Source organism: Anaerovorax odorimutans (assembly GCF_024459955.1).
Lineage (GTDB): Bacteria > Bacillota > Clostridia > Peptostreptococcales > Anaerovoracaceae > Hominibacterium > Hominibacterium odorimutans_A.
In genome coordinates this window covers 59,175-85,772 of record NZ_JANFXK010000015.1, presented here as the reverse complement: position 1 = coordinate 85,772, position 26,598 = coordinate 59,175, and the positions used below count along the sequence as shown (strand labels likewise).

At 44.4% G+C, this 26,598-nt stretch carries 35 protein-coding genes; 31 read left to right on the top strand and 4 right to left on the bottom strand.

Features of this window, described 5'->3' with window-relative positions:
- The first annotated feature begins 8 nt into the window (after window positions 1-8).
- The 10 genes from NE619_RS13205 (at window position 9) to NE619_RS13160 (ending at window position 11,622) form a co-directional block, all read left to right on the top strand.
- Window positions 9-923 (top strand): ABC transporter ATP-binding protein, encoded by a 915-nt coding sequence (locus NE619_RS13205; RefSeq protein ID WP_256132895.1) that lies wholly within the window; start codon window positions 9-11, stop codon window positions 921-923.
- Entirely contained in the window at window positions 916-1,749 is an 834-nt protein-coding gene (locus tag NE619_RS13200) for an ABC transporter permease subunit (RefSeq protein ID WP_256132894.1), read from the top strand. Before NE619_RS13205 ends, NE619_RS13200 begins: the two co-directional genes overlap by 8 nt.
- Before the next feature lie 11 nt (window positions 1,750-1,760).
- Complete coding sequence (locus NE619_RS13195; RefSeq protein ID WP_256132893.1) at window positions 1,761-2,651, top strand: sensor histidine kinase; 891 nt, start codon at window positions 1,761-1,763, stop codon at window positions 2,649-2,651.
- Between the two features lie 391 nt (window positions 2,652-3,042).
- A complete protein-coding gene (locus NE619_RS13190) occupies window positions 3,043-4,287 on the top strand; it encodes a WYL domain-containing protein (protein WP_256132892.1) in 1,245 nt (414 codons plus the stop codon).
- Window positions 4,274-5,026, top strand: coding sequence for a WYL domain-containing protein (locus tag NE619_RS13185; protein ID WP_256132891.1), 753 nt, complete (start codon window positions 4,274-4,276; stop codon window positions 5,024-5,026). The genes NE619_RS13190 and NE619_RS13185 overlap by 14 nt, the downstream gene beginning before the upstream one ends.
- A 287-nt stretch (window positions 5,027-5,313) precedes the next feature.
- On the top strand, window positions 5,314-6,771 hold the full coding sequence (locus NE619_RS13180; protein WP_256132890.1) for a DUF2828 family protein: 1,458 nt from the start codon (window positions 5,314-5,316) through the stop codon (window positions 6,769-6,771).
- Between the two features lie 16 nt (window positions 6,772-6,787).
- Window positions 6,788-7,996, top strand: coding sequence for an RtcB family protein (locus tag NE619_RS13175; RefSeq protein ID WP_256132889.1), 1,209 nt, complete (start codon window positions 6,788-6,790; stop codon window positions 7,994-7,996).
- A gap of 158 nt (window positions 7,997-8,154) precedes the next feature.
- Entirely contained in the window at window positions 8,155-8,406 is a 252-nt protein-coding gene (locus NE619_RS13170) for an N-formylglutamate amidohydrolase (protein WP_256132888.1), read from the top strand.
- 391 nt (window positions 8,407-8,797) lie between these two features.
- Window positions 8,798-9,988 (top strand): ATP-binding protein, encoded by a 1,191-nt coding sequence (locus NE619_RS13165; RefSeq protein ID WP_256132915.1) that lies wholly within the window; start codon window positions 8,798-8,800, stop codon window positions 9,986-9,988.
- A gap of 251 nt (window positions 9,989-10,239) precedes the next feature.
- Window positions 10,240-11,622, top strand: a complete 1,383-nt coding sequence (locus NE619_RS13160; RefSeq protein WP_256132887.1) for a sensor histidine kinase — start codon at window positions 10,240-10,242, stop codon at window positions 11,620-11,622.
- A gap of 76 nt (window positions 11,623-11,698) precedes the next feature.
- On the opposite strand, the gene NE619_RS13155 is transcribed toward NE619_RS13160, so the two are convergent.
- The 4 genes from NE619_RS13155 to NE619_RS13140 all read right to left on the bottom strand — a co-directional run bounded on the left by NE619_RS13155 (window position 11,699) and on the right by NE619_RS13140 (window position 15,413).
- Window positions 11,699-12,163: a manganese catalase family protein gene (locus NE619_RS13155; protein ID WP_256132886.1), complete on the bottom strand. Its 465-nt coding sequence runs from the start codon at window positions 12,161-12,163 to the stop codon at window positions 11,699-11,701.
- Window positions 12,132-13,673 (bottom strand): recombinase family protein, encoded by a 1,542-nt coding sequence (locus NE619_RS13150; RefSeq protein ID WP_256132885.1) that lies wholly within the window; start codon window positions 13,671-13,673, stop codon window positions 12,132-12,134. Before NE619_RS13150 ends, NE619_RS13155 begins: the two co-directional genes overlap by 32 nt.
- An 18-nt stretch (window positions 13,674-13,691) precedes the next feature.
- Window positions 13,692-14,537 (bottom strand): BRO family protein, encoded by an 846-nt coding sequence (locus tag NE619_RS13145; protein WP_256132884.1) that lies wholly within the window; start codon window positions 14,535-14,537, stop codon window positions 13,692-13,694.
- A gap of 306 nt (window positions 14,538-14,843) precedes the next feature.
- Window positions 14,844-15,413: a helix-turn-helix domain-containing protein gene (locus tag NE619_RS13140; RefSeq protein ID WP_256132883.1), complete on the bottom strand. Its 570-nt coding sequence runs from the start codon at window positions 15,411-15,413 to the stop codon at window positions 14,844-14,846.
- Between the two features lie 152 nt (window positions 15,414-15,565).
- Here NE619_RS13140 and NE619_RS13135 point away from each other — a divergent pair, with 152 nt between their 5' ends.
- From NE619_RS13135 to NE619_RS13040, 21 genes are all read left to right on the top strand, one after another.
- Window positions 15,566-15,793 (top strand): helix-turn-helix domain-containing protein, encoded by a 228-nt coding sequence (locus NE619_RS13135; protein ID WP_256132882.1) that lies wholly within the window; start codon window positions 15,566-15,568, stop codon window positions 15,791-15,793.
- 19 nt (window positions 15,794-15,812) lie between these two features.
- On the top strand, window positions 15,813-16,475 hold the full coding sequence (locus tag NE619_RS13130) for an ORF6N domain-containing protein (protein ID WP_256132881.1): 663 nt from the start codon (window positions 15,813-15,815) through the stop codon (window positions 16,473-16,475).
- 23 nt (window positions 16,476-16,498) lie between these two features.
- Window positions 16,499-17,002: a hypothetical protein gene (locus NE619_RS13125; protein WP_256132880.1), complete on the top strand. Its 504-nt coding sequence runs from the start codon at window positions 16,499-16,501 to the stop codon at window positions 17,000-17,002.
- An 81-nt stretch (window positions 17,003-17,083) separates the two neighbouring features.
- Window positions 17,084-17,254, top strand: a complete 171-nt coding sequence (locus tag NE619_RS13120) for a hypothetical protein (protein WP_256132879.1) — start codon at window positions 17,084-17,086, stop codon at window positions 17,252-17,254.
- Between the two features lie 11 nt (window positions 17,255-17,265).
- Window positions 17,266-17,649, top strand: a complete 384-nt coding sequence (locus NE619_RS13115; protein ID WP_256132878.1) for a hypothetical protein — start codon at window positions 17,266-17,268, stop codon at window positions 17,647-17,649.
- Complete coding sequence (locus tag NE619_RS19315) at window positions 17,650-17,808, top strand: DUF6906 family protein (RefSeq protein WP_420314509.1); 159 nt, start codon at window positions 17,650-17,652, stop codon at window positions 17,806-17,808.
- On the top strand, window positions 17,805-18,233 hold the full coding sequence (locus NE619_RS13110; RefSeq protein WP_256132877.1) for a hypothetical protein: 429 nt from the start codon (window positions 17,805-17,807) through the stop codon (window positions 18,231-18,233). Before NE619_RS19315 ends, NE619_RS13110 begins: the two co-directional genes overlap by 4 nt.
- Window positions 18,226-18,429, top strand: a complete 204-nt coding sequence (locus tag NE619_RS13105; protein WP_256132876.1) for a hypothetical protein — start codon at window positions 18,226-18,228, stop codon at window positions 18,427-18,429. Before NE619_RS13110 ends, NE619_RS13105 begins: the two co-directional genes overlap by 8 nt.
- A 1-nt stretch (window position 18,430) precedes the next feature.
- On the top strand, window positions 18,431-18,625 hold the full coding sequence (locus NE619_RS13100; protein WP_256132875.1) for a hypothetical protein: 195 nt from the start codon (window positions 18,431-18,433) through the stop codon (window positions 18,623-18,625).
- The gene (locus tag NE619_RS13095) at window positions 18,612-18,977 is read left to right on the top strand and encodes a hypothetical protein (RefSeq protein WP_256132874.1); all 366 of its coding nucleotides are present in this window, start codon (window positions 18,612-18,614) and stop codon (window positions 18,975-18,977) included. Before NE619_RS13100 ends, NE619_RS13095 begins: the two co-directional genes overlap by 14 nt.
- Complete coding sequence (locus tag NE619_RS13090) at window positions 18,967-19,356, top strand: hypothetical protein (protein ID WP_256132873.1); 390 nt, start codon at window positions 18,967-18,969, stop codon at window positions 19,354-19,356. The genes NE619_RS13095 and NE619_RS13090 overlap by 11 nt, the downstream gene beginning before the upstream one ends.
- Window positions 19,353-19,658 carry a hypothetical protein gene (locus NE619_RS13085; protein ID WP_256132872.1) on the top strand — a complete coding sequence of 102 codons (306 nt, stop codon included), beginning with the start codon at window positions 19,353-19,355 and terminating at the stop codon, window positions 19,656-19,658. Before NE619_RS13090 ends, NE619_RS13085 begins: the two co-directional genes overlap by 4 nt.
- A gap of 9 nt (window positions 19,659-19,667) precedes the next feature.
- Window positions 19,668-21,524, top strand: a complete 1,857-nt coding sequence (locus tag NE619_RS13080; RefSeq protein ID WP_256132871.1) for a PcfJ domain-containing protein — start codon at window positions 19,668-19,670, stop codon at window positions 21,522-21,524.
- Entirely contained in the window at window positions 21,525-22,487 is a 963-nt protein-coding gene (locus NE619_RS13075; RefSeq protein WP_256132870.1) for a DUF3102 domain-containing protein, read from the top strand.
- Between the two features lie 4 nt (window positions 22,488-22,491).
- Complete coding sequence (locus NE619_RS13070; RefSeq protein WP_256132869.1) at window positions 22,492-23,094, top strand: helix-turn-helix transcriptional regulator; 603 nt, start codon at window positions 22,492-22,494, stop codon at window positions 23,092-23,094.
- Entirely contained in the window at window positions 23,091-23,396 is a 306-nt protein-coding gene (locus NE619_RS13065; protein WP_256132868.1) for a hypothetical protein, read from the top strand. The genes NE619_RS13070 and NE619_RS13065 overlap by 4 nt, the downstream gene beginning before the upstream one ends.
- Before the next feature lie 546 nt (window positions 23,397-23,942).
- Complete coding sequence (locus NE619_RS13060; protein WP_256132867.1) at window positions 23,943-24,380, top strand: hypothetical protein; 438 nt, start codon at window positions 23,943-23,945, stop codon at window positions 24,378-24,380.
- A 21-nt stretch (window positions 24,381-24,401) separates the two neighbouring features.
- Window positions 24,402-24,629 carry a YdbC family protein gene (locus tag NE619_RS13055; protein ID WP_256132866.1) on the top strand — a complete coding sequence of 76 codons (228 nt, stop codon included), beginning with the start codon at window positions 24,402-24,404 and terminating at the stop codon, window positions 24,627-24,629.
- Window positions 24,630-24,772: 143 nt separating this feature from the next.
- Window positions 24,773-25,603, top strand: a complete 831-nt coding sequence (locus NE619_RS13050) for a rolling circle replication-associated protein (RefSeq protein WP_256132865.1) — start codon at window positions 24,773-24,775, stop codon at window positions 25,601-25,603.
- Entirely contained in the window at window positions 25,604-26,017 is a 414-nt protein-coding gene (locus NE619_RS13045; protein ID WP_256132864.1) for a hypothetical protein, read from the top strand.
- A gap of 102 nt (window positions 26,018-26,119) precedes the next feature.
- A complete protein-coding gene (locus tag NE619_RS13040; RefSeq protein WP_256132863.1) occupies window positions 26,120-26,539 on the top strand; it encodes an HNH endonuclease signature motif containing protein in 420 nt (139 codons plus the stop codon).
- The last annotated feature ends 59 nt before the right edge of the window (window positions 26,540-26,598 follow it).

Genomic DNA, 26,598 nt, shown 5'->3' with positions numbered 1-26,598 from the left:
TTGAATTTATGGACTATGTCTTGACTACAGATGCTTTGAGCAAACATTACGGACATTTTAAAGCGCTCAACGAGTGCACCATGCACATTCCCAAGGGAGCCATCTATGGATTTGTCGGGAAAAACGGAGCCGGAAAAACGACTTTGATCCGTTTGATCTGCGGGCTTCAAAAAGCGACGGCAGGAAGCTACAGGCTGTACGGCATGGATAGCGCGGATAAGGAAATCGCAAAGGCCCGGAGGAGAATGGGCGCTGTGGTGGAAACGCCGTCCCTGTATTTGGATATGACAGCGGAGGAAAATTTGAAAGAGCAGTATCGCATTCTCGGGCTGCCGTCTTTTGAAGGGATACCGGAACTCTTAAAGCTGGTGGGGCTTGAAAATACCGGCAAAAAGAAGGCGAAGAATTTTTCTCTTGGTATGCGTCAGAGACTGGGAATTGCCATTGCTCTGGCAGGAGACCCGGACTTTCTGGTTCTGGATGAACCGGCCAACGGCCTGGACCCCCAGGGAATCATCGAGATGCGTGAGCTGATTCTGGAGCTGAATCGCAAAAGGCAGATCACCGTGCTGATATCCAGCCACATCCTAGATGAGCTGTCCCGGCTGGCAACCCATTACGGCTTTATCGATAGCGGGCATATTGTGAAGGAGATCAGCGCCCAGGAACTGGATGCGGCGTGCAGGAAATGCGTCCGCATAGAGGTTTCCGATACAAAAGCGCTGTCCTGGGTTTTGGACAGCATGAAGGTGGAATACAAGATCCTTTCTGATACGCAGGCGGATATCTTTGATAAAATCAATATTACGGAGCTGACCCTGGCCCTGGCAACGGAACACTGTGAAGTGCGCTCCATCGATGAGAGGGAGGAAAGTCTGGAAAGCTATTATGTGAATCTGATCGGAGGTGGCGAACATGAATAGGTTGTTAGCGGCGAATTTCACACGCCTGAAAAAAGATAAGGTTTTTTGGCTGGGCATGCTGGTTATGTTTGTCTTCGGCGCCTATATTATCATCAGAAATTATCTGGATATGCAAAGGGACGGGACTCAGATCGCACCGGACGATCTGCTTTTCGGATATACGATATTAGTGGGTATTGTGGCGGCTGTATTTTGCAGTTTGTACCTGGGTACTGAATACAGCGACGGAACCATGCGCAATAAGCTGATCGTCGGCCACACGAGACCTGGCATTTATCTGGCTAATTTAATCGTATGTATTTCTGCGGGATTTTTGATGGTGCTGGCGTATCTGATCCCGGCAATCGGCCTGGGTATGCCGCTTTTGGGGACCTTTTCAGCGGATGGGAAAATCATTGTACTTACCTTATTGGGCAGTCTGATTATGGTTCTTGCCCTGACCGCCATATTTACACTGGTATCCATGCTGATCCAGAATAAGGCGTTTGCTGCGGTTGTGGCGATCGTTGGCATCTTTGCGCTGCTCTTTGCGGCGATCAGCATTGCCAATATACTCAATGCTCCGCCGACCTATGAAGGCTATAGCTTTACCAATGATTCGGGAGTTGTTCAAAGCGGAGAGACGATACCGAACCCCCGTTATGTTTCGGGAACAAAAAGGGAAGTGTATGAGACGGTTCTGGAGATCCTTCCCACAGGACAGGCACTTGAGTACGCAAGCATGGGTGCTGCTCATACATGGCGGATGTCCCTTTATTCGCTGGCGATAACGGTTATCACTACTGGCGCGGGAATCCTTGTCTTCCGAAGAAAGGATATCAAGTAAAGGAGTTTTTTATGGAAATCTGGTTATGGGTCCTGATCGGGCTGCTTACACTTTGCATTGTGTTTCTTTTAATAAAGGTGTATTTGCTGCGCAAATCAGCCAGGGAAATTGAAGAGGCTTTTGCCGACAGGCTCATGACCGAAACCAATACGCTGATCGATCTTTCCAGCAGGGACCGGCGGATGCGGGAATTGGCAGCCGGCATCAACGTCCAGCTTCGTCAGCTGCGCAGGGAAAGACTTCGTTTTCAACAGGGAGACATGGAACTCAAGGAAGCGATCACCAATATTTCCCACGATCTGCGGACTCCTCTGACAGCCATCTGCGGATATCTGGAGCTTTTGAGAAAAGAGGAAACGACAGAGGCGGTTGCCCGCTATCTGGATGTGATCGAAAACCGTACCGAAGCCCTGAAACAATTGATGGAAGAGCTTTTCCGCTATACCATCGCCGCTTCTTCCGCAGAGGATCTGCCCTGTGACGAAATTGCCCTCAACGATGTGCTGGAAGAGAGCCTTTCCGCCTACTACGCGGCATTGAAGGGGTGCCGGATTACGCCGGAGATCTCTATGCCAGAGCAAAAGGTAAGGCGCTGCCTCAATAAAAACGCCTTGTCCCGCATTTTCGGAAATGTCATCAGCAATGCGATTAAATACAGCGCCGGTGATCTGCGCATCCACCTGCGGGAAAACGGGGAAATCATATTTTCCAACCATGCTCCCTCGCTGGATGAACTGGAGGTGGGAAAAATGTTCGACCGTTTTTATACGGTGGAAACAGCTAAAAGCTCCACCGGGCTGGGGCTGTCGATCGCGAAAATGCTCACAGAGCAGATGGGCGGGTCCATCGGAGCACGGTATCAGGAGGGAGTGCTGAGCATTTATATTTCCTTTCCGGAATAGGGCATGGCGCAGGGCGGAGCGGAAAATGTTCGGGTAATCAGAGCGGTTAAGCGTTCCTTAATTTTCCAAAACATGTACAAAATCTAATAAAACTGGATTTTGTACACGTTTTTTGAGAGCGGATTTCCTGATTTTGTAAAATTTGATTCAATATTACCGATTTAAGCATGGTTTCTGATTAAAATCAGCACTTTTTTATAGGAACTGGCCAATTTAACGTATACAAATTGTACTCTTTTACAATATTGTACACGTTTTTCCATTTTTTGTAGGTGGGGGGATCCGATACTCATATGCATAAACGCCGGGAACCAATTCCAAAGCAAAAGTCCCGATCTGCCTTCCTATACCCCGTAAGAGTGTGATAAACTAGTATCCGGAGGTGAGGGCCATGGCATACAGTGAGCTTATTAAAAATTTTGAACGTGTGCGGGATTACATGCGGGAGTTCTATGTTTACGGATTTAAAAGCCGTGAAGAATATAAGGCCAAGAGTGCCCGCAGCTACGACAATGAACGCCGCCGCATCGAAAGCTGGCTGGAGGATTACATGTCCTTTCGCCAGGACGCAAACGGGAAAAACATATTTCTTTCCGTTGACAGCAGAACGGTCGCCCACAATCCCCTGTACAAGGCCTTCAAAGCCAAGAGCTTTACCAACAACGATATAAAGCTTCATTTCTATTTACTCGACCTGCTGTCCGATGGCAGCGCAAAATCCGCCCGTGAAATTACAGATTGCATCAGTGACATATATCTGGGTATTTTTGATGAGGAAGATCTGCCCGATGAGTCAACGGTGCGCAAGAAGCTGAAAGAATACGAAAAGCTCGGTCTGCTGTGCTGCTCCAAACGGGGCCGAGAGAAGATTTACCGGCTTGCGCAAAGCTCTGTGGACCCGGACAGCTGGAAAGAGGCCGCCGCCTTTTTCTCAGAAGCGGCTCCTTTGGGTGTGATCGGCTCCTATCTGCTGGACAAATACGAAGAGGTGCCGGAATATTTCAGGTTCAAACACCACTATATTCTGCAGGCTCTGGACAGCCAGATCCTCTATGAGTGCCTTGCGGCCATGGGTGAAAAAAGAACGCTGTACATCACGGTTCACGGCAAACGCATGAAAGAAAAGCGCCAGTACCATGTTCTGCCTTTAAAGATTTATGCCAGCACCCAGAACGGAAGGTATTATTTGCTCGCAAATGACTACCGTTTTGATAAGCGGATGTTTTTCAGATTGGACAGCATTAAAAAAACAAAAGCCGGACCTGTAGAAGCGCAGTATGAGGATTATCTGAAAGGCTGCGAAACATTTTCCAAGCACCTGTGGGGTGTTTCCACCGGCAGAAATGACAGCCTGGACCATATTGAGATGACCATTCGCGCAGAGGAGGGGGAAGCCTTTATCGTCAGCAGGCTGGAGCGTGAGAAGCGAAACGGTCGTGTTGAAAGAATCGATGCGGTTACATATCGTTTTACTGCCGATGTCTACGATGCCACGGAGATGCTGCCCTGGCTGAGGACCTTCATCGGCCGGATTATAAAGCTGGAATGCAGCAATTCCTATGTGACCGAGACTTTTTATAGCGATCTGCGGCAGATGGAAGAGATGTACGGAGGTGGCGGCGATGATGTTTCATGAAATATACGGGAGCTATTTCAATGTGACAGCCGCTGTGCTCAAAGAAGCTGTTTTAGGAAAGCTGACCGATGAAAAGATGACGGAGCTCATAATGGAGAAAGCTTTTTCTGAAAGCCTCGTTACCGTGCCTGCGCTTTTTACGCCCGATATGTTCGTCTGGTTTGACCAATACTGCGATGGCGATCCTTATGAAAGCCAAGCGTATATCGGAAATTTCCGGACTGTGCTGAACGCTTTCAGGCAGAAGCGGCTGCTGCGCATCAATTTTACCGGGCACAGGGGCAAAAGCCATTCCTGGGTATGCGTTCCTTACTGGCTGGAATACTCATTAAAGGATGATAAGTTTCGCATGATAACCACTTCTCCGAGAAACGTTATGACCATCAATCTGGCGAGAATTGAGACGTGCAGTCTTTTGGAGCCTTACAGCGAGGATGGGTACAAGCCGCCGGTTCTGCAAAAGGAGGCGCTGGTACTGGAAGTGCAGGATGAGCGCAATGCTCTGGAACGGGTGATGCTTCACTTTTCCCATCTGCAAAAGGAAACGGAGCGGATAGAGGCGGACAGATACCGGCTCACCCTATATTATGACAAGGACGATGAAACCGAGCTTTTGATTCGTGTCATGTCCTTCGGGCCTTTGGTAAAAGTTTTATCACCAAACGGGTTTATCGCTCAAATAAAAGAACGACTGCAAAAACAGAAAACATTGATCGAAAAAAACTGCGAATTCAAATAGAGTTCGCAACTTTTTTTCCATGATAAGCGGGCAGACCTCTGGTATGATTTACCTACAAAGACGCATACAGCAACTGGCTAAGTTGTTTTCTCTTGAAAAGAAAACCATCGCCGTATCAGGCGATGTCCGACCCGCGTCTTGTAATAAAAGGCACCTACAGCAAGCAATACATAAGACTACATTTGCTCACTAGGAAGCGTCGGGTTTCTAACCCGAAGACGGTGGGTGCAACTCCCACATGTAAGTAAAAGGTGCCTTGTAAATTTTTCGAAAAAGGAGGAATCGTCATGCTGCAATTTTTAAAAAGGGAAGCGAACAAAACACAAACGGAAAACGGCGCTGCTGCGTATAGGACAACGGATTCCGACTGCGTAGATTTGTTTGCCGTCATCGGCGCTCTGCGAAATCAAAAGGAAGAGCAGATAATGGAGCGTTTTGCGAGGGCTTATGCGGAAAATCCCGATATGGCTATGAAGATTTTATTCTTTGCCCGTGATGTCCGGGGCGGGCTGGGGGAAAGACGGAGCTTTCGGGTTATACTTCGCTGGCTGGCCTTCCACAATGCCAGGTCAGTGCGAAAAAACATAAGCTTTATTTGCGAATACGGCAGATATGACGATTTGCTGGTGCTGCTGGATACGCCATGCGAGGCAGAGGCGCTTTCTTACATACAAAGTCAGCTGAACGCAGATCTGGACGCTCTGGAAAAGAGCGGAAAGGTATCGCTGCTTGCCAAGTGGCTGCCGTCTGTCAACGCATCCAGCCCGGAAACCGTGCGGCGAGCCAAAAAGATCGCCCGCAGTCTGGGCATGAACGATCAGCAATACAGAAAAAGCCTTGTGCGCCTGCGGAGCGAGATTCGGATCATTGAAAACAATCTTCGGGAGAAGGACTATACGTTTGATTATGCCAAGCAGCCATCCAGGGCTATGCTCAAATATCGAAAGGCTTTTTTCAGAAACGATAGATCAAGGTATGAGGCCTTTCTGGAACAGGTGAGAAACGGAGCGGCTACCCTTCATACAGGGACATTAACGCCATATGACATTATTACGCCGTTTTTTCGGGAAAACACCGCCGAAGATGAACGCCGGAGCATCGATGTGACCTGGAACGCGCAGGAAGACTTCACAAGAGGCGAAAATGCGCTGGTGGTGGCAGACGGCTCAGCCTCCATGTATTATGGCAGCAATACGCTTCCGGCGGCAGTGGCAATATCGCTTGCGATTTACTTCGGGGAACGAAATGAGGGGCCCTTTAAGAATCATTTCATTACCTTTTCCCACAAGCCGCAGCTGGTGGAGATCAAAGGCCGGACGATCTATGAGAAGGTGGTTTACTGCACAGGCTTTAACGAGGTGGCCAACACGGATATACAGAAGGTCTTCGAGCTGGTGCTGAAAACAGCTGTCAAAAACAGGCTGCCGCAAAAAGAGCTGCCGGAGACGATTTACATAATATCCGACATGGAGTTCGACTCCTGTACGGAAAACGCACAGATGACAAATTTTGAATATGCTAAAAGAATGTTTTCAAAACATGGATATGCGCTTCCAAGACTGGTGTTCTGGAACGTGGACAGCCGAAACCGCCAGCAGCCTGTCAAGCTCAACGAGCAGGGCGCGGCCCTGGTTTCCGGCTGCTCGCCGCGGATCTTTTCCATGATTTCATCGGGAAACCTGACGCCCTATGCTTATATGATGGAAGTGCTGAACAGTGAGCGTTATGACAGAATAACCGCCTGACAGGAGGGCCTACGATATGATTGAGGTACAGGGAAACTATAATACGGCGCTTTGCTTCTGCGCAGAACTGGAAAAATCCGCAAAAGGACAGATTAAAGCGGTCTGCGATCAGGAAGTTTTCGCAGGCAGCAAGCTCCGCATCATGCCGGATGTGCACGCCGGAATGGGATGCACCATCGGTACGACCATGACTATAACAGATAAGGTTGTTCCCGGCATGGTGGGCGTAGATATCGGCTGCGGCATGGAAACTGTGCGGCTGGATGGGGAGCACGTAGATTTTGAAAAACTGGATAAGCTTATCAGAAGGGAGATCCCTTGCGGACGTGAGATTAGAGAGACTCCGCATCCGCTGAACGATCAGATTGATTTGACACAGCTTCGGTGCGGCACAGAGGTCAATCTTACACGTGCCCGGCGGAGCATCGGCACCCTGGGCGGCGGAAATCATTTTATCGAAGTGGACCAAAGCGAATCGGGAGCACTCTATCTGGTCGTTCACTCGGGAAGCCGCCATATCGGTAATGAGGTGGCAAGGTATTATCAGAATCAGGCATTTCACGCACTCTGCGGAAACGCCAGGTTCCAAATCGATGAGATGATCGCCCGTATGAAAGAGGAAGGGAATAGCAAAGAAATCCATAAAGCAATCAAGGCCCTGAAAAAACGGCGGGCGATGATGACACCGGTGCCAAAGGACCTGGCTTATGTGGAGGGAAAGCTTTTCGACGATTATATTCACGATATGAAACTGATTCAGCGCTTTGCTGCACTCAACCGAAAGGCGATGACCGATGTGATTCTGGAGGGCATGGGGATTGCTGCTAAAGATTCCTTTACCACCATACATAACTACATCGACACCGACGCCATGATCTTGCGCAAAGGCGCTGTCTCCGCCAAAGCAGGGGAGAAGCTGCTGATTCCCATCAATATGCGGGACGGCAGTCTGATCTGTGAAGGCCGGGGCAATGAGGATTGGAACTGTTCCGCTCCCCACGGGGCGGGGCGGCTGATGAGCAGAAAGGCTGCTTCGGATAAGCTTTCGCTGGAAGAATACAGGAAACAGATGTCGGGCATTTACACGACCTGCGTGGGTAAAGCGACCCTCGATGAAGCGCCGATGGCTTATAAGAGTCTGGAGGAAATCACCTCGCAGATAACCGATACGGCCCGGATCATCAGCCGCATACGGCCTTTGTACAACTTTAAGGCCGCGGAATAATAGAATATTTACCTTATAAAGAGTGATTTAGAGACTGGCTCGCAGATCACACCAACCTGCTCGTTTAAGGTGGTAAACCCAGACGGATAAGGATAGCTTAAATTAGGAACACTTGAGCTATCTCAGGTGTTTTTCTTTTACAAGAAAGGAGCACCAAAATGATGAAAAATATGATTGTACATATCCCTCACGCATCTCTTTATATTCCGCAAGAATACAAAAGGGCGGCGCTGATATCGCAAAAAGAACTGGAACAGGAGAACCGATTCATGTGCGATTATAAAATTGACCAATTGTTGGAGGACAAAAGTCAGTCGATTATCTTCCCGTATTCAAGATTATACTGCGATGTGGAACGATTTAAGGATGTGGTCAGTGAAGCGCTTCGACTCAGGCATCTCTGCCGGTGAGTGGGTGATGGCTTTGGAATTCCAGAAGTTATGGAAGCAATGGATAAAATGATGACGACAGACTACTTGAGGGCCAATGGAGAGCGTTATTTAATCAGCATCATAGAGTTTCATCAACAACATTGCACTTTTGCGGCCCATTGTTGAGACTTTTTCAACGGTTGCGGCTTGCGTAGTTTAAAAATATTGGCACTTTCGATAGAATTCCTGTCAGATACACCCCAAGCCCATAGAAAACTTCAACACTTAGCCGTATTTTAATTAGTTGTTGATAAAACTATTTGATTTAACAAATTTTTACAAATATTGACAAGGAGAAGCAGAGGGGAAACAGGAGGCGAACCGCTTTAACGCAAGAATCTTTGCCGGTAAATGGGTGATGGCTTTGACGATGTGTATTGTTGTCGGAAAGACGACTTTATTAAAGAAGATGGCGGAGCCAGAGCGCAGGATTGTTTCTCTCGATGATCCGTCCATAAGACAATCCGCTATAGCAGATCCGGCGATGTTTATTCAGAGATATGAACCGCCTGTTTTAATCGATGAGGTTCAATATGCTCCGGAATTGTTTCCATATATCAAGATGTATGTAGATGCCCATAAGAATTGCGGTGATTTTTGGCTTACGGGTTCACAGACGTTCCATATGATGAAAAATGTGACAGAGTCCCTTGCCGGCAGGGCGGGCATCTTGGAAATGGAGGGCCTTTCAAACAGCGAGATCAATGGGAAGAAGTGTCCTGCTTTCGAAGCGGATATCCCGGAATTGATTAAGAGGCTCGAGCATATTAAGCCCATGAGTTTGATGCAAATTTTTGAACGCATATACAAAGGCTCTATGCCAAGGCTTTATGAAAACGAGGCAGTGAGCAGGGAACAATATTTTGAATCTTATTTGCAGACCTATATAAGCCGGGATATCAGGGATTTGTCTCAGGTGGCCGATGAAATGACATTTTTCCGTTTCCTTGGCGCAGTTGCGGCAAGAACAGCGACGAATGTCAATTATGAGGCGCTTGCTAATGAAGTGGATATTTCCGCCCCAACGGCAAAGCAGTGGCTGTCGATATTAGTTTCTTCAGGCTTGGTTCTATTGGTTCCGCCGTATTTTAACACTGCGCTGAACCGCGTAATTAAGGCTCCGCGAATGTATTTTCTGGATACGGGACTGTGCTCTTACTTGACAGGGTGGCACTCAACGGAAGTCCTTGAAAGAGGTGCTATGAGCGGGCAGATTTTTGAGACCTGGGTTGTAGGCGAAATCTACAAGAGTTATTTGAATGCGGGAAAGCGTCCGCCGCTGTATTTTTACCGCGACAGCAACCAAAAAGAAATTGATTTGATCCTATACCAAAATGGAATTGTTAATCCTATTGAAATAAAAAAGGCATCAGCACCAAAGGGCGCTACCAAGCATTTCTCTGTTTTGAAACCGATTGAAAAGGAACAGGAAAAAGAAAAGGCTTTTCAGGGAACTGGGCATTTAAAAACAGAGATTGGAACGGGCCTGGTCATCTGTCTGCCGCCAGATATCTTTCCGATTGACGAGAAAAACTGGTATGTGCCGGCGTGGTTGATCTGAGAAAACAGAGCCGGTCAGCGCGGAGTTGAGAAAGAATTTCGAGAAATTGTAAAGGAGTCTTCCTTTGTGGATGCTGCCAGATGTGAGGCTATTTGCGCTGCTGTGCTGTGCGGGTCGGGATGCTGGGCGAGTTGGTGTAAAAGCAGCCGACCGGATTTACAGATTTAGACGCATTTTTCCTTATTTTGTAAATGGTGAAAAGGCGAATTATGTGCTAAAATGGCGATAGCAAATGTGAGGAGATGGATAGAATGAATCCGGAAACCATTAGTATCGTTTTGAGAGTCATAGTCTGCTGTACTGTTTTTGCCTTTTTCGTATTTGTGCCGCTCAAAAGCCGTTTTCGCCACAACAATATGAAAACCGGAATACTGGTTTTGCTGCTGGTGATCATTACCATATTGATCACAGTGTTTTTCCTTACTCCCGGTATGTGTTTTACAAAATATAACCTGTTGGGCTGCCTGCTATGGATTTTATCCGCGGTTTTGGTTTTTCACCTAGCCATCAAGGGAAGCTGGTTTGAGCTTCTTTTCATTGTCCTGGTTGTGCTGAACCTGTATGTCAATATCCTGGCCATTGCCAAAGTGATTGTTTCCGCAGCGGGAGTAAATTCTTCCGCAGTCGAAAATATGATATCCATAGTAGTTTTGCTCCTGCATATACCACTGCTTTGGCTGTTGTTATTCAAAATGTACAGACGGGTGGTCGAATTCAACATCGCATTCTATTTCTGGAAGTTTATCTGGATTATCCCGGCCCTGGCATATACGATTTTTTATGTAAAAATTGTCAACGATTATTGGAAAAATATTGATTATACAGGGACAGGTGACATCCTTTTTAGTGTTTTATGGTCATTTGCCACTTATATATTTTTCTTAGTGACATTGCAGATGCTGATTCAGGCGTACAATGGCATCATGGCCAGAGAACAGGCGAAGATGAAGGCCGCTCAGCTGCAGATGGAGCAGGAACAATATGAGAAGCTTTTGGAGCAGATGGAGAGTATGGCCAGAATCAGACACGATCTGAAGTATCACCTGTTATCCATGAACGGTCTGGCAGAAAGAAATGATATGGAGGGCCTGCAGAGCTACTTGCATGAACTGGCGCAAGGGAATCTGGCAAATGAGGAACCTGCCATCTGTGAAAATCATTCGCTTGATGTGGTTCTGCGGCATTATGCGGCAAAAGCGAGAAAAAGCGGTGTTTCCGTCAAAATTCAGGCGGATATTCCCAGGAAAGTTAGTATCGCGGATATAGATCTGTGCATTATATTTGGAAATCTTGTGAAAAATGCGGTGGAGGCTTGCATGGACCAGGAATCTGAACCAAAATCCATAGAGCTTAAGGCAGAGGCAAAAAATGAGCAGCTGGTGGCCATGATCCAAAACACGTACGACAACAGGATAAAGGAGCATGAGGGAATTTATGAGTCTACAAAACATGAAGGGGTGGGCATTGGCCTGTCATCCGTAAAACGGATCGTGGAAAAATACGAAGGCCTGATGAAGGTGGACTACAGCAAAACAATGTTTTGCGTGTACATATACATGACAGGAGCTGTGAAAGAGGAAAAGCGAGAAGGAGAGGCCTCAAATACAAAATGCGAAAAGCATCGGGAAAGTTGATATTATAAACAGCAGGCGGGATTGGCCGCCTGCCGTTAAAAACAATTCGAGATCAGAGTATCTAGTTGATATCCATCTACTTATCAAATTCAGGATTAAACGCGTAGAAATTCTTGCAGTCCAGATTGTCCTGCACAATTCTCAGCGCTTCGCCAAATCTCTGGAAATGCGCGACTTCACGTTCTCTCAGGAAACGAATCGGATCGATAACATCAGGATCGTCTACCATTCTGAGAATGTTGTCATAGGTGGTTCGCGCCTTCTGTTCGGCAGCCATATCTTCGACCAGATCGGTAATCGCATCGCCTTTAGACTGGAAACTGAGGGCGTCAAACGGGAATCCTGCCGCTGCCTGCGGGTAAACGCCGGCCGTGTGGTCTACGAAATAAGTTTCAAAACCGGCTTCCTTGATCTGCTCGATGGTCATGTTTCTGGTCAGCTGATGAATGATCGTGCTGACCATCTCGAGGTGAGCAAGTTCGTTTGCGCATTGAAGATATACATAAAGCCTATAAAAACGTCCTCCGTGGGTAAATTTCAAGGGTAAAAGCCCGTTCCTTCCCCTTGTATCTGCCGCCCTCCGGCTTTGTATAAATTACTTTTTCAATTCCGCTTTTTAACAATTCATTTCGCTCTTTTGGAGTCTCAAGCGTCCAGTAAGTATCCAAAATATTTTCAAAAACTGGGATCAGTTTTTCCGGGGAAGACTCTGACTCCTTTTGCTTCAACTCACTTTTTAACCTAACGATCTGATTGGCGGCATCCTGCTGCCGTGCTTCCAGTTTTGCCGAACGGTCAAGAAATGTTTCGGTTGTATATATGCCCTGTTCTAAAAAATCATGAAGGGAATCAAATTGTTTATCCAGTGTCTTGAGTTCCGATTCGTAACGTGTGATTGCCTGCTTCAATTGATCTTTTTCATCTGTCCGCGAAGAAGGAAGATCTTTGAGTTGCAGGCGAAAAGCAGATAGATATTGGTCGATTGCCTTCAACAATTCTTCCTCAACGATCCAAAGGTACGAAGATACATTTGTACAGTGCGAATCCGGACAAAGCAAAGTGTCTTTTGTGTTGTCTGGGTACGGGCGTCTGGACATATTATGACCGCATATGCCACAGACAATGATTCCAGCAAGGGGGTTTTTGATGATTGTACCCTTGCAGCGCGGCCGAGAATTTGCTGTGCGGATTTTTTGTGCAGTGTAATAGATATCCTCCGATATGATTGCGTCATGGAGTCCATCACATAGCGTTGGATTTTGGTTGCGCGGGCGGCTGACCTGGAGCTTGCCATTATGCATACTTTTTATACCCGCCCGACCGCCCCAGCGGATCTTACCTATATAAACGGGGTTTTCCAGTAGGCCGCGGATGGTTTGAGGCGACCAGTGATCGACAAACAGGGGTCTATATCCGAGTCGGTCCAGTTCATCGGCAATGAGATGCGGTCCCATGCCATGGTTTACATAGAGGTCATAGGCAAGCTTCACAGCTTCGGCCTGCTCCGGGATGATATCAAGCGTATAGCCTTTATCACCATCAATTTTTTTGCGGGCATAACCATACGGCGGTTTATTTCCCACGTATTTCCCCTCGTTAACGGAAGTCAGTCGGCCATTCTGGAGCCGCCGGTTGATCGTCTTATACTCGCGCCGGCTCATAAACAATCCAAACTCAAAATACTCCGAATCAAATTCATTATTCGGATCATATGTTTTAAGGGGAGTGTAGATTTTCGTACAAGAATACTGAAAAGCTTGGGAGACAAGACCTTGGTCTAATGTGTTTCCCCTGGCAAGCCGCTCTACTTCCACGACTAAGACCCCATCCCACGCACCATCTTCGACTTCCGTCAAAAGCTGCTGCATAACAGGCCGGGCGGCTATGGTTTCGCCTGACACGATTTCTTTATATACTTTTGTCACATTGAGCTTTTGACGCCGTGCCAAATCCATCAGCATTTTTTCATGCCGGGCCAGCGTCTCGCCCTCGCCGCGGGCCTCTGCTTCCGCATCGGCGCGGGACTTTCTCAGATACATACAATATGCCATGTTGATACCTCTTTGGGTTTATAGATCTTCATCAAGCAGTTTCGTATCTTTTGCATTTGAAGAAGAAACAATACTTTTGCCAAGGGCTTTTTCAAGTTCTTTGCGTGCATTACCTGCAATTGTTCCGCCTTGCAATGTTACGTTCTTGCTTTCGTTGAAGCCTTTAGGGTTTTTCGATTTGGATAATTCTGTGGTTGAAACTTCAGCAAGCATATTAAGTGCTAGTTCAGTGTTTGTCATATTATCACGAAGGTTTTCTTTTTTTAAATCCTTAAACTCTTTATATTCTCTGGTACTCATTCCAGACCATGCGTTAGTAAGCATATCTGTAAGTATTGCAAATTCTCTTCCGGCTTTTACACCAGCACGCTGCCATTCATCGGTGAGTTCTTTCCGCATTTCGATTCCACGCAATCTTTGTGCAATCCACTTATCGGAATAACCTTTTTTCTTATAGTTTTCTACAGCGCGGTTAATGGATATCTCCGGATCGACCGTTTCATCAATGCGCTCTTTGCCAACCTGAGCTAACCACATTTTAAAAGGTTCGGCTTTGGGAGATGGAATAGCCTGGATAATACGGAATAGCCCATCAATTTTAGAAGCCTGTACCCTGCGCATTTTTCCGTCCTTTGTCCGCATCGGAACTAGGGTACAAATTGTACCCCAGTTGGAGTTTAGTTCGGAATCTCGGGAACGCATTTTTTTTATATATTGTTTTGGGTCGGAACTTTCTGAGAGATATTTTACAACATCTACAATAGAAAAATACCATTCTTCCTCTTGCTTATGCCAAACAAAACGTATGTTTTCATTAAAAAAATTATATTCATCGAGAGAAACTTCTTCAGGAAGCTCGATCATAGGAGCTTCTTGTGTAGTGTTTGTCTCTTTGTCAAAAAAGAAAAAGAAGAAAATGTCCACCACCTTTCACAAATTACATTTCAACTTTTACCAAATAGAATTACATAATATTACCAATCCACTTTTTTCCAATATAGGGTTACAATAATCGAGCGCCCTAAAATGAAAGGGTGATAAAGCCATGATTAAAGTATATAGATACATAGAAAATCCAGAAATTTACGGCATATATAAGAAAACGTTAAAGATATTATTTGTATCAGCCAATCCTATCAGAGCGGTAAATGGAATTATCTATATAACCGATTAATCATTAGAGAGGGCGCGCATATTTGCGTACTCTTTATCAATAACAGCTGATTCTTTGACCGCATCTTTTTCAATCTTGGCTACAGTCGAAGAGGAATCTGTATTGTACTTACCGGAAGCAATGAGATCGTCAGCATAATTAAGGACTTTGCTTTGTCCTACTGAATTGATTTTTTTGAGTTTAGATATTACATTTAGCTCATCATCACTTAAATCGGTATGAACGTTTAATTGATCATTACAAAATTCCACATGACTAGTCATAGCCCGAGAGCCATCATTAGCAAATGTGAAAAAGTATCCACCGATTTTTTCGTAATCTTTGCTATTTATAATTTGCTCTATCGGATAATTTAAGTATTTTGAAATTCGAAGCAATGTCGTTATTGGGATTTCGGTGCTGCCATCTTCATACTTCTGAATACTACTTACAGACTTATGAATAACTGATGCTAACTCACCCTGCTTAATACCCAGAGCCTTTCTTTTTGATTTAATTCTATCACCTAAAAGTTTATTAACTTTGGAGGTGACTTCATCAAAGTCATATTCATTAGTATTTTTCACTTCATGACCTCACTTTCTTTTTCATTTACAATACCATAAAAAACAATAAAACACAATTAAATTACAGAAATACCTAAATAATATTGACTTGCGGAATTAAATTGTGTATATTATATTAAAACCATAATTAAATTATGGGAAAGGAGAGGAAAATGAAACTAGACAGAAGTAAATTGATGATGATGCAGGCCAAAAAGAAACTTACATTGAAAGAAATAGCAAAAATGTCAGGCGTTTCGTATGAAACAATTAGAAAAAGTTACACGAAAGAAATAGGACCTGTACAAATTGGAAAAATAGCCGATGCCTTAGATGTGCCGGTAGAGGAAATTATTATTTGCAACAAAAGTCCAGAAACACGAACAATTTCGCAAATGTAAAAAGGAAAGAAGAGAAATAATGAAAACAATTAAAGTGAGAGGAAGACAAGATTTTATGGGGCATGAGATACCCGTAGTGTTAGGTGGTTTCGGAGAAGACACAAAATGTATTTCTGATAAAACAATTGCAGAGATACATGAAATGAAAATCAAACACGTTAGAGAATTGCTAAACCGTAACAAAAGAAGATTTGCGTTGGGTGTAGATGCAATTGACTTAAAAGGGGTCGTTCAGAACGGCACGTTGGATAAATGTTTTAACGGTGTGGACGGGAGTTACATATCAGAACTTCTTTGGGGGTTAGGGTATTCGAAGCAAGCCGTAACACAAGCAGAACATATTTACATACTATCAGAACGAGGATATGCAAAGCTTATTAAAATCATGGATACTGATTTGGCCTGGGAGATTCACGACCACTTAATTGATGAATATTTTGCATACAAATACGGAAAAACAGCTATCGCAAAGGAGTATGAGACTAAGGCAACATCCCTTGGGGAAATTGCTTCTTACACAAGAGAAATGGATAAGCGCATGGAAAAGGAAGGCGCACCTCCTTGGAAAATTTGTGAAGCCTTTAAAATGATATCTGAACAGTTCGGCATTGAGCTTCCAGATGATTTTGTGAAAATACCAGAGTTTGAACAACTTAAAATCAATAACATTACTTCGAAGTAGCTCAATGAAAGGAAGTGAAAAAAATGGGGCATTACCCTAATCTTCTGGAAGAAATAAAACTAGATCATAGAGGTTTAGATGAGTTGGCGAAAATGATTAATGTTACGCCAGGCTTGTTATATGCAGCAGCTGCAGGTGAAGAGGAGCTAACTATAAAAGAATTTGAGAACCTCAGAAATCTTTTGGGATATCCTCGAATCGGATATTTACTGTCTTCGAAAAAAGCACTAATGAATAGAAGAAAAGGTCCTCATGTAGCAAAATTGGAAAGATTAAGAGAGGAATTTTGTGAGATTTATAAGGCCTATAAGGGGAGGAGTGAGTGCGCAAAATGGTTTATCGAAAAGAGTTATTTTTGTCAACAATTTATTAAATTATATAATGACTTTCAAAGCGGGGAAAGCGTTACGTATGCGAGATTTAGGAATGCGAAACGACACATACAGATGACTATATTGGGCATTGAGATAGAAAAGAAAGAAGCAGAGCAAAGAGCGCCTAGGGGATTGAGTAATGATTCAGCTTAGAAAGTAAGATAAATATAATACATGTAAAGACGAATAGTACAACTCTTCATCAAAATACCATATAGGGAAGGAGGGCAGCATATGTCATTCGATAAAAATGATTACATATTAAAAACTGAATATAAGACTGATACCGGAACGACAATAAAGCTTTACATGCCCTCTGATGATCCAGACGGAGAGAGAACCAAGGAGGGAATGACGAAGGCAATGCAGAAAACGGCAGCGCAGCTGCTGTCAAAATACTATTGAAGGAGGAAATCATGTCAGAAATAGAGATGAATACGTTTGAAGGGCAGTGTAAATACTGCGGCAATATCCAGCCAATTATGGCAATGGATCAAACTGATGCAAACGAGCAGATATCAGAAAAATGCGATTGCGGGGGTGCAGAAAAAGAACGTCGGAAAGCCTCGCTCTTAAAAAATTTGACTGATGTGGTTGGTAAAAATGCCCCGAGTTACGGTATGAGGCAAGTGGAATCAGAACAAGAGGAAATTATTACAGAAATGGCACTGGCAGTTTTTAACGGACTCGTGGAAAGGGCCTCTTGTAAAGTTGATGGGATCGCAATCGCTATTGTGCGATCGGGAGGAAAAACAAAAATAAAAAGAACAGATCAGCAAAAAGCAGAATTGGAGGCGTAAATGAGACAAGCCAAGAAGCCAACACGCCGGCAGAAGATGCTAATAAAAAAATGGCGCCTAAATCCGAAAAACTGGCTGGTACTGGAAAGCACAAAAGATTATACAAAAATCGTACATCGATATACAGATACGGTGAAAACCATTAAGGAGGGTGCATGAATAACTATTATAAGAGCTGCCCGTTCCCGAAGCCGGCAACAAAGAAAAAGAAGAAAAAACAGAACGGATGGAAGGACAAGCCTAAACGTCGATGTTACTACACCGGCCAGCCGAACGCAGAGAAGCATGAATTATTCTATGGAAACCCATTGAGGCAGATTAGCATTGACAATGGATTCCAAGTAGATTTATGTCAGCCGGTTCACGCCCTATTCCACGGTCGAGTGAACATGGAAGAACTCAAAAAATTACACATTCCAGACATGTTCCCAGAACCGTTAGAGTGGGCTTCGGAAGAATTAAAGAAGCTCCGGCAGGAATGCCAACAAAGCTATGAAGATCGGGAACGGGTCGAACTAGGACTCACGTCAGAGCAGGCAAGGCGAAGCTGGATGAACTTAGTAGGGAGGAATTATCTTGATTAACCTGGAAGTGATATTGACTGTGGATCCGGCAAAGCTGGCATTGATGATGTGCTATCTCTGCCACGACTGCCAGACTTGCCCGGTATGCGGACTGCATGGCCCGGATGTAAGTGCGGAAAATTGCCGTAGGAAATTGTACGGCTGGATCATGGGCCCAAAAGATGAAAAATTTTGGCGATACATAGAGGATGAGTGAAATGAACTTTGAAAGATTAGAAGAAACGATGGACAAACTCTACAAGGATAAAGGGGAAGCTCAAAGACAGAGAGACTACTATAACCCTTGTGCAAGCTATTATAACGGAATGGTAATGGCTGCGAATAAATTAGGATTATCCGTGTCGATCGAAGACGGAAAACATAAAATCAGGAAGGTGAATGGCCATGAATAAAGGGCTGCTATATTGCCCCGACAGGGACACAGACTGCATGGAAATATACATTGGACAGGGTATCTGCACGCTGGAAAAATGTGTGCTGGATAATCCGGAATACATCGCAAAACAGGCCGCAATTGAGAAGAGAAGAACAGAGCTATATGAAAAGGAAAAACGGTATAGGAGGGAAGAACGGATTGCCTCTACAAAGATTAGGAGGCAGACGAACATCCGCACTGCGCAGGAAGATCTTGCCCGCAAAAAAGAAAAAATGGAACGACTGTATACCCGTGGTAGGACCAGGGCCGCGGACAAGCTGAGTCAGGAAATTGGACAACTGGAAAGGAGAATGAGAAGTGAGCTGTAAAAAGAACGTTTGCCCGGAAGGGTTATCGACCTGCTGCGGGGATTGCATCCGCAAGGAGTTAGATGCCTGTAAAGGCAACTGTGACCGTTTAGTCCGTCAGGAGGAGTGCGTCAACTATACCGATAAAAGCGCAGCACGGCAGCAACGGCGGATAGAGAAGAAAGCGGAGTGGCGCATGGTGATCTGGATGGCCATACTGCTGATGATCGTGTTGAGCGTATTGGGATTTGCTATCCATCAGAGCTACAAAAACGCAGAATACATAGACAAAATAAAAAGCGGACAGTCGGTTGCCGCCGAACAGTCCGCAAGCATCCCCAAGGGGAGCATAAAACAAATCACATATAGTATATCAGATTTGGAGGTGATGTCAAATTGAAGCAGCAGGCGGTTAAAAAAATACGGGAAGAAATTGAAGCGGAAACAGACGAAATGACGAAACTGTTTGGGCAGCAAGTCATTGACATTATCGAAAGCACGAACGATTTTGGACAAGTCCTTCAGGAGGACAAGACCTTAAAAGCCTGTAAGAAAACAATGGATGACTATGCTTGGGAACATAAAAAAGGGAATCGGTCCTGCGTGGCCCCCAAGCAGGCGGAAGACATCATCAAAACGTATTACGGGATCAATAAAACAAAGGAGAGCAGATCCGTGATCGACATCATGGATCTGCTGTAGGTGGCGGATATGCTAATAAAAAAGAAGTTAATACAATTGCCGGTACCGGCCTGCCCGTCTGGAGAGAAAGAGCGAAATCTGGCAAATGTCCAGGTCATAGATGAGATTTTGAATCTCAATATTTTTACGCCGAAAAAGGAGCTGAAATATCGTTTTTTCTGCGATGGAAAAAACGGAATCCTGTACCATGCGGATACAAAAGAGTGGGACACGACCAAAATTCGAGAATATTATCTTGGAAGGGATGCGAAACTGTCAGATGCGGATCGGGAAATAATGAGGGGGTTCTGTGAAGGAATTGAGGACTATCGATCCACGGCAGAAGGAGTGATCAACGGGTTCTTTTCATATAGGAACAGTGAAAAGCGCCTTGCGCATGAAAAACGGAAATATGATCGCATGAAGCGGAATTTGCAAACAATACCGGCCCCACCAAGGGATCTGGGGAGATTCTGCGATTTGCTTCTCTTCCGGCGATATTCCGTCATATTCCCAAAGGGAAAAGGCCATACATATATCATACGATGCCTACACTGCGGAGAAGAACGGGAGGTGGAGGTTCCGCCGACGCATAAAGGAAGCTGGAGGTGCCCGCACTGTAAATCTGAGACAATCGCATACAAGAGGGCCTATGTCCGCACGATCCGGGACAAAGAACCGGTGTGGCTGTTTCGGCGCACAAAGGGTGCTGAAACCTTGGAGTTCCTCTGGGTAACAAGAACGTATACGGCGGAGTTAAAACCGAAGCATTACCCGGATCGCGTCTACGTTGAGTATAAGACGCCGGAAAAAACATATCGCTACAAATGGAGCAGTTTCGCGTATTACGCGGATTGGGTTGAATCAATAGGGGAATTCGGTCGGAAAGGGCATTTGTACACGTGGAATCTGAAAGCGCTCTATCCGGACGGCCTGCAGGGACTGAACCTGACCAGGCTAAAAGGAACGGGAAAATATAACATCCAGGCATTGCTGCGAAATGCGGCAACCTACCGTTCGGCGCGGCAACTGTATAAAATCGGATGTTTCCGGCTTGCGGAACAAACAGAATTCCTTAAAAACCCTGAAAAGAATACGTTTGAGGAGGTTACGGGAGCTTCGGCAAATTATAAACCGCTTTTCCGGAAGCATAACTATGGGATGGAGCTTGTATATAAACTTTCGGCAATCTCGATCCATTTGAATGAAACACAAGTGAAAAAACTTGCGGAAACCAGCATTACCAAGGAGGACATAAAACGGCTGTTGGACTATATGACGCCGCAGAAGTTGATCAACTATTTTTACAAGCAGACACAGCTGGAACCGGACGGATCTTTTTGTCTCGCGGACCTGTATGTTGACTACATAGGAATGGTCAGACAACTGAATAGGCATTTGGATCAAACGATCAGCCTGGATAAAAGCATAAACCGCTACCCCAGGAATATCCGGAAGGCCCATGACGCGATTTCAGAAGAACTGAAAAGCCTGTTAACTCGAGAGGGTGACCATATACTTGCGGCGCTTGCGGATAAATACAGACAGCAAATTCCATTTGCGTATCAGAACCTGGAAGTTGTATATCCGGGATCAACAGAGGACTTTGTCCAGGAAGGCTCGAAGCTGCACCATTGCGTGGGGAGTTTTTCCATATACAGGGAAAAGCAGATGAACGAAGAATGGATGACAATTTTTATTCGAAAACGAGATCGGATTCAGGTGCCATACTATACCGCGACTTTCTATATGAAATCGGGAGCGATAAAATTGAAAGAATGCCATGGGATGCATAACACTAATGCGACAGATACAATAAAAAAGTTTTTGGAAGTTTATGAACGATGGGTTACAAAAAAACTTAAAAAAGAAATGGAGGCAGCATAGATGGAAAATATTATAAACGCGGATTACCAGGTGGTTCAGGAGAGAACCCTTCCGGTAATCATATCGGAAATAAAAACAATTGAGGCCCAGGTGTACAAAACGGCCATTGATGGAGCGGCAGAGATTGGCGCGAGACTCATGGAAGCAAAAGAGCAGGTTGGACATGGGAACTGGATAGCCTGGTGTGAAGAAAACCTGAATTACACCCCAAGGCAGGCGCAGAATTTCATTAAAATACACGAAACCTACGGAGATGAAAACAGCCCTTACGCAAATACGAAGACGTCTTCGTATTTAAGCATTTCCAAGGCATTGGCCCTCTTGCAGGTGCCGGAAGAAGAAGTTGAAGCGTTTACGGAATCGCATGACGTGGAAGATATGACCGTTAAAAAGCTGGAAGAGGAAATCCGGGAATGGAGAGCAAAAACAGAAAGCCTGCAAGAAACGATCGAGGAGGTATCGGGGGAATACGAGATCTTAAATCAGCAAACGAAGGAAAAAGAGGCGGAGCTGGAGAAGCTGAAAGCGGAGAAAGCCAGCCCGGAAGAAATTCAGAGACTGCAGAGCCGGGTTGAGAAGAAAAAAGAAGAGCTGAGAAAAATGAAGGAAGAGTTGGAAAAAGAAAAAGAGGAGAGGGAACGGGCGATCCAGGCGGCCCTCGAAGAAGAGAAAGCTAAGTTGGAGAAAGAAGCGGAGGAGGCCCAGGCCGAAAAACTTAAAGCCGCGGAAGAAAGCAAGCGTGCCATGGAAGAGCAGCTTGCAAAAGCAGAGAAAAAACTGAAGCTATCGAACAATGAGGATGTGACCCTCATAAAACTGCACCTGGACACGATCCAGAAGTCGTTTATCGCAGTAGATGTTGCCTTGGATAATGTAGGCTTGGCCGATAAGGAGCAGGAAGCGAAACTAAAAGTGGCAGCGAAGAAGATCCTACAGGGCATGATTGATAAATTGGAGGGATAATCCTATGTCGAAACCCAAAATTACGGATGAAGAACTGGAAAAAGAAATAACGGAGGGAAAATCCATACCGGATATCGCCGCAAAATATGGAATGACGCCAGGGGGTGTCCGAAATAAGTTAACGAGATTACATAAAAAAGAACGTGCCGAGGATCCTCTATATAAAACATATGGGCAGCAGCAGGCCGAGAAACTAAAGGCACAAACAAGGATTAACCCGAACAATGCTCTGCAGGAAATGCTGGAACGGGAGAAACAGAAAAATAAACAGTTATTGCAGAAAGTAAAGGAATTGGAAAAAGAAAAGTCCGTAATTCCTTTTGGAAAAAACGAGAATTTGAACATTCTTCTTCCCTGCGAACCAGGAAGTGCCATTTACTGCATTGAAACCAAAAAAGAAAAGAGAAAACGACCGGTAGAATTTATTGGGGAATATCAAATAGACCACTTTGAAATTGGGGCCTTGCTGGTACCAATGATAATAGCCTGCAATACAAATAATGACTGGCTGTTAATTGATGGGTCACAGGAAGGGGAAGAGTTCTTTTTAACAAAGGACGCCGCCAAAACAAAGCTAAGGATGCCAGAATTGAGGGAAACAGAATGAAACAGAAAATGACATTTGAGGAAAGAGTCGCATTTCATCACGAGGTAGAAGTTGAAATAAAAGACAAAACCACAGAAAAAGCAATTGATATAGCTTTAGACAGGCCAATGCAGGATTTAGACGATGTACTCCACGCACTAAGGCATATAGATGGTGTGAAAATCATTGAAGTATGCAGAGACGATAGTGGACAATCAAGCGAAATTGAATTTTACGATTGCGAGGAGTTGCCAGATGAAGGGGAACAAGATTTATATGAGATACCACCATATTCGCGAGACGAAAATGAGGAGGATGAGTGAAACGGAAAGAGTCCTCGAATGTCTTGTATGCCCAATGATAGAAGAATGCGAACGGAAAAGATGGGCAGAGCAGGGTAAGGAGGATATGGTGGGAAGTTGCCAATTTTTTAAGGCGGCCGGATATAAGGTCATATGGACCGATGCCGGTTGCTCATGTGGATTTATACATAGAAATAGAAGGGACAAGGAGCAATGAAACGATATCCATGCGATGGCTGCAAAAAGCGTAAACCTGCCTGTCAGGATACATGCGAAGAGCTAAAAATCTTACTTGCGGCCAGACAAAAGAAAAAGCAACTGGTACGGGAAGAAAAAATAAAAGAAAAGAGAGCAGAAGAATTTAAAACTGTATGCATCAAAAAAGTAAAAAGGAGAAAAAAGTGATAAACAAACAATATGAGGTAATGAAAATGGCAAATCAAATATTGCTGTATGGTTAGCCATATTTGTAATAGCAATTATCGCAGCAATAGCGGTAACAACAGACAGGAAAATAACAGGCCGAACAAAAAAGGCAGAAAAAACAGGAGATGAATAAGGAGAAAAATGAAGGATTTAACAATAAGCGAAAATATCATAGCAGTGCTGGATGATGTAAGCAAAAAGCTGGGCATCGCAGTTGACTGGACATCAGAAAATATAATGCCATATTTAAAAGACGTTTCAGACAGGATTGTACGGCTTGAATTGACAACCAGTGCAATTTGGCTAATACTTGCGACCGTCTTAATGTTGGGAATGGCATTGATCGGAATACATATCTATAAGGCGTATAAGACGGAGAATGCAGAAAGTATCTTTACGGAAAAAATAGGATGTAGAGATACTGTGGCGATAAACTTTGGGGCCATCATAACACTAATTGCGGCAGGTATTACTACATTAATATGCTTTAGCATTATGATGGTACAAATAAACGATATAGTCTGCTGTTATGTGTTGCCGGAAAGAGTTGTTGTTGACTATATTAGTTCCTACTTATAAAAGCGAAAGGGAGTTATATAAATGCGGATAGAATCAGAAATTACAGAATGCGTTGCCGTATTATCCATGAATGAAAAAACGGGATGGCAGAAAGAATTGAATTATGTTTCCTGGGGAGGAGATCCTCCAAAGCTAGATATTCGGGATTGGGCACCAGATCATGAAAAAGCCGGGAGAGGAGCACGACTTACAAAAGCAGAAGCAAAACGGCTCAGAGAAGCACTAGAGGAAATGGACTTGGAAGATTAACTAGATTATATAATAGGAAAGAAAAAGCCTGGGGCAAGTTCCCAGGCACAGCTATAGAAAAAAAGAATCTACATAAATAAGCCACGTGCCTGAAAGAAGGGCGCATTAAAACTTGATAAGAGTATTAAAGTTAGGACATAGACATGAAATTTTATAGAGATACAGTAGCGGCCGGAAAGACCATCATGAGGAGAATTATTGCCAGTACAAGAATTAAAAATGAGAAAGGACAGAAGAGAAACCAGAAAATAAATCCAACGAGAGAAACCGTGCAGAAGGTAAATCTCAGGAATGCTGTTTGGACTCTTTGTGCTCTGCTAAATACATATTTTGAAAAAGAAGATCTATGGATAACTTTTACATATGCAAGCGAACCAGGTAAAGCGCAGGCGAAAAGGGATTTAGATAATCTAATTCGAAATTTGAGAAATCATCATCGAAAGAATAATCGAGCGTTTCGGTGGATCGCTGCGACTGAATATAAAAATAAAAGAATCCATCACCATTTTGTGTGTAGCAGGACAGAGCTTAAAGTGATAGAGAAATACTGGACGCATGGATGGATAACGCCAAAATTTCTTGACGCTTCAGGGAATTATTTAAAGCTTGCGGAATATATCATCAAAGAAACGGATAAAACTTTTCGGGAAGATGATGCTCCCAATAAGACAAGATACAGAAGGAGCCGCAACATGCCGTTGCCGGAAGCAAAACGGGAAGCTGTTACAGACAAAGAATTACGGGAAGGTCCGAAGGAAATAAAAGGATATCGTGTAGACGAGGACACGGTACATAAATACGAACATGCGATTTTGGGCGTGGAGTGTATGCAGTACATAATGGTGAGTTTGGAATCGAAACCGAGACTAAAAAGGTGGTATCGAGGGAAAACGGTAAAACTGGAAGGTGAATATAAATTGCCAGAGGAAAAGCAGCTCATATTTGATGAGCTTATTTATGATAGGGAGGATTAAATGACACGTGAAGAGGTGAACCAGATATATTACATAGACCGGGAAATTGAAATGTGGAAGCGGCAGCTCTTAGATATAAGGGCTGGAGGAAAAATAAAAGCACAGATTATAACGGGGATGCCGCATGCAAATACAAACATGACTACAGATCCGACAGGGGAAGAAGTACAGCGAATCGAAGAAATAGAAGTGATTATACAAAGTAAGTTGTGTCAGATACAGGCGCAAAAGAAAAAGGTATACGCATATATTGCCACGCTGGACGATTCTCTTATGCGGCAGATTATCATGCACAGATGCATCACTTTGTGTAGCTGGCAGGAAGTAGCGATGTATGTAGGAGGGGGAAATACGGCAGATTCAGTCAGAAAAAGATTTGAACGACACTTCGAAGAAGAAAAGAACACTGCATAGAAAGTTGTCCGTTTTGTCCGATCTGCATGTGTTATAGTGTATAGTGAACAAAGATAGAAGGGGAGCCGGCCGGAGAGCTGGCTTTTTTATGGGAAAGAACAAATGATTTATGATAGGTGCCCAAGGTGCAACAAACGAATACTGGCGGGAACGAAATGCAAGAACTGCCAGCCGGAGAAGCGAACATATCAAAAGAAAAACAATGCGAATCAATACGCCGCCTTCTACAACTCAGCACAGTGGCAACGGGTAAGAGAAGCTGCCAGAGCTAAATATAATAATTTGGATCTGTATAGTTTATATGTATTACAAAGAGTTGAACAGTCCGATGTTGTACATCACATTGATCCTGTTAAAAAAGCATGGGATAAACGATACTGTATAGATAATCTAATACCTTTGACTAACCGGAACCATCAAGAGATTCATAAGCGAATGGACGAAGGCGACAACATTGCAGGTGTGTTGCAAGAGCTTAAAGCAAGATATGAGAACGAGTTTGGAGGTTTGCCACAACCGTAACAAGGGGAGGGGGCAGAAAAAAGTTTTTTCTCTTTTCCACACACCGCGGCTCCCAGAAA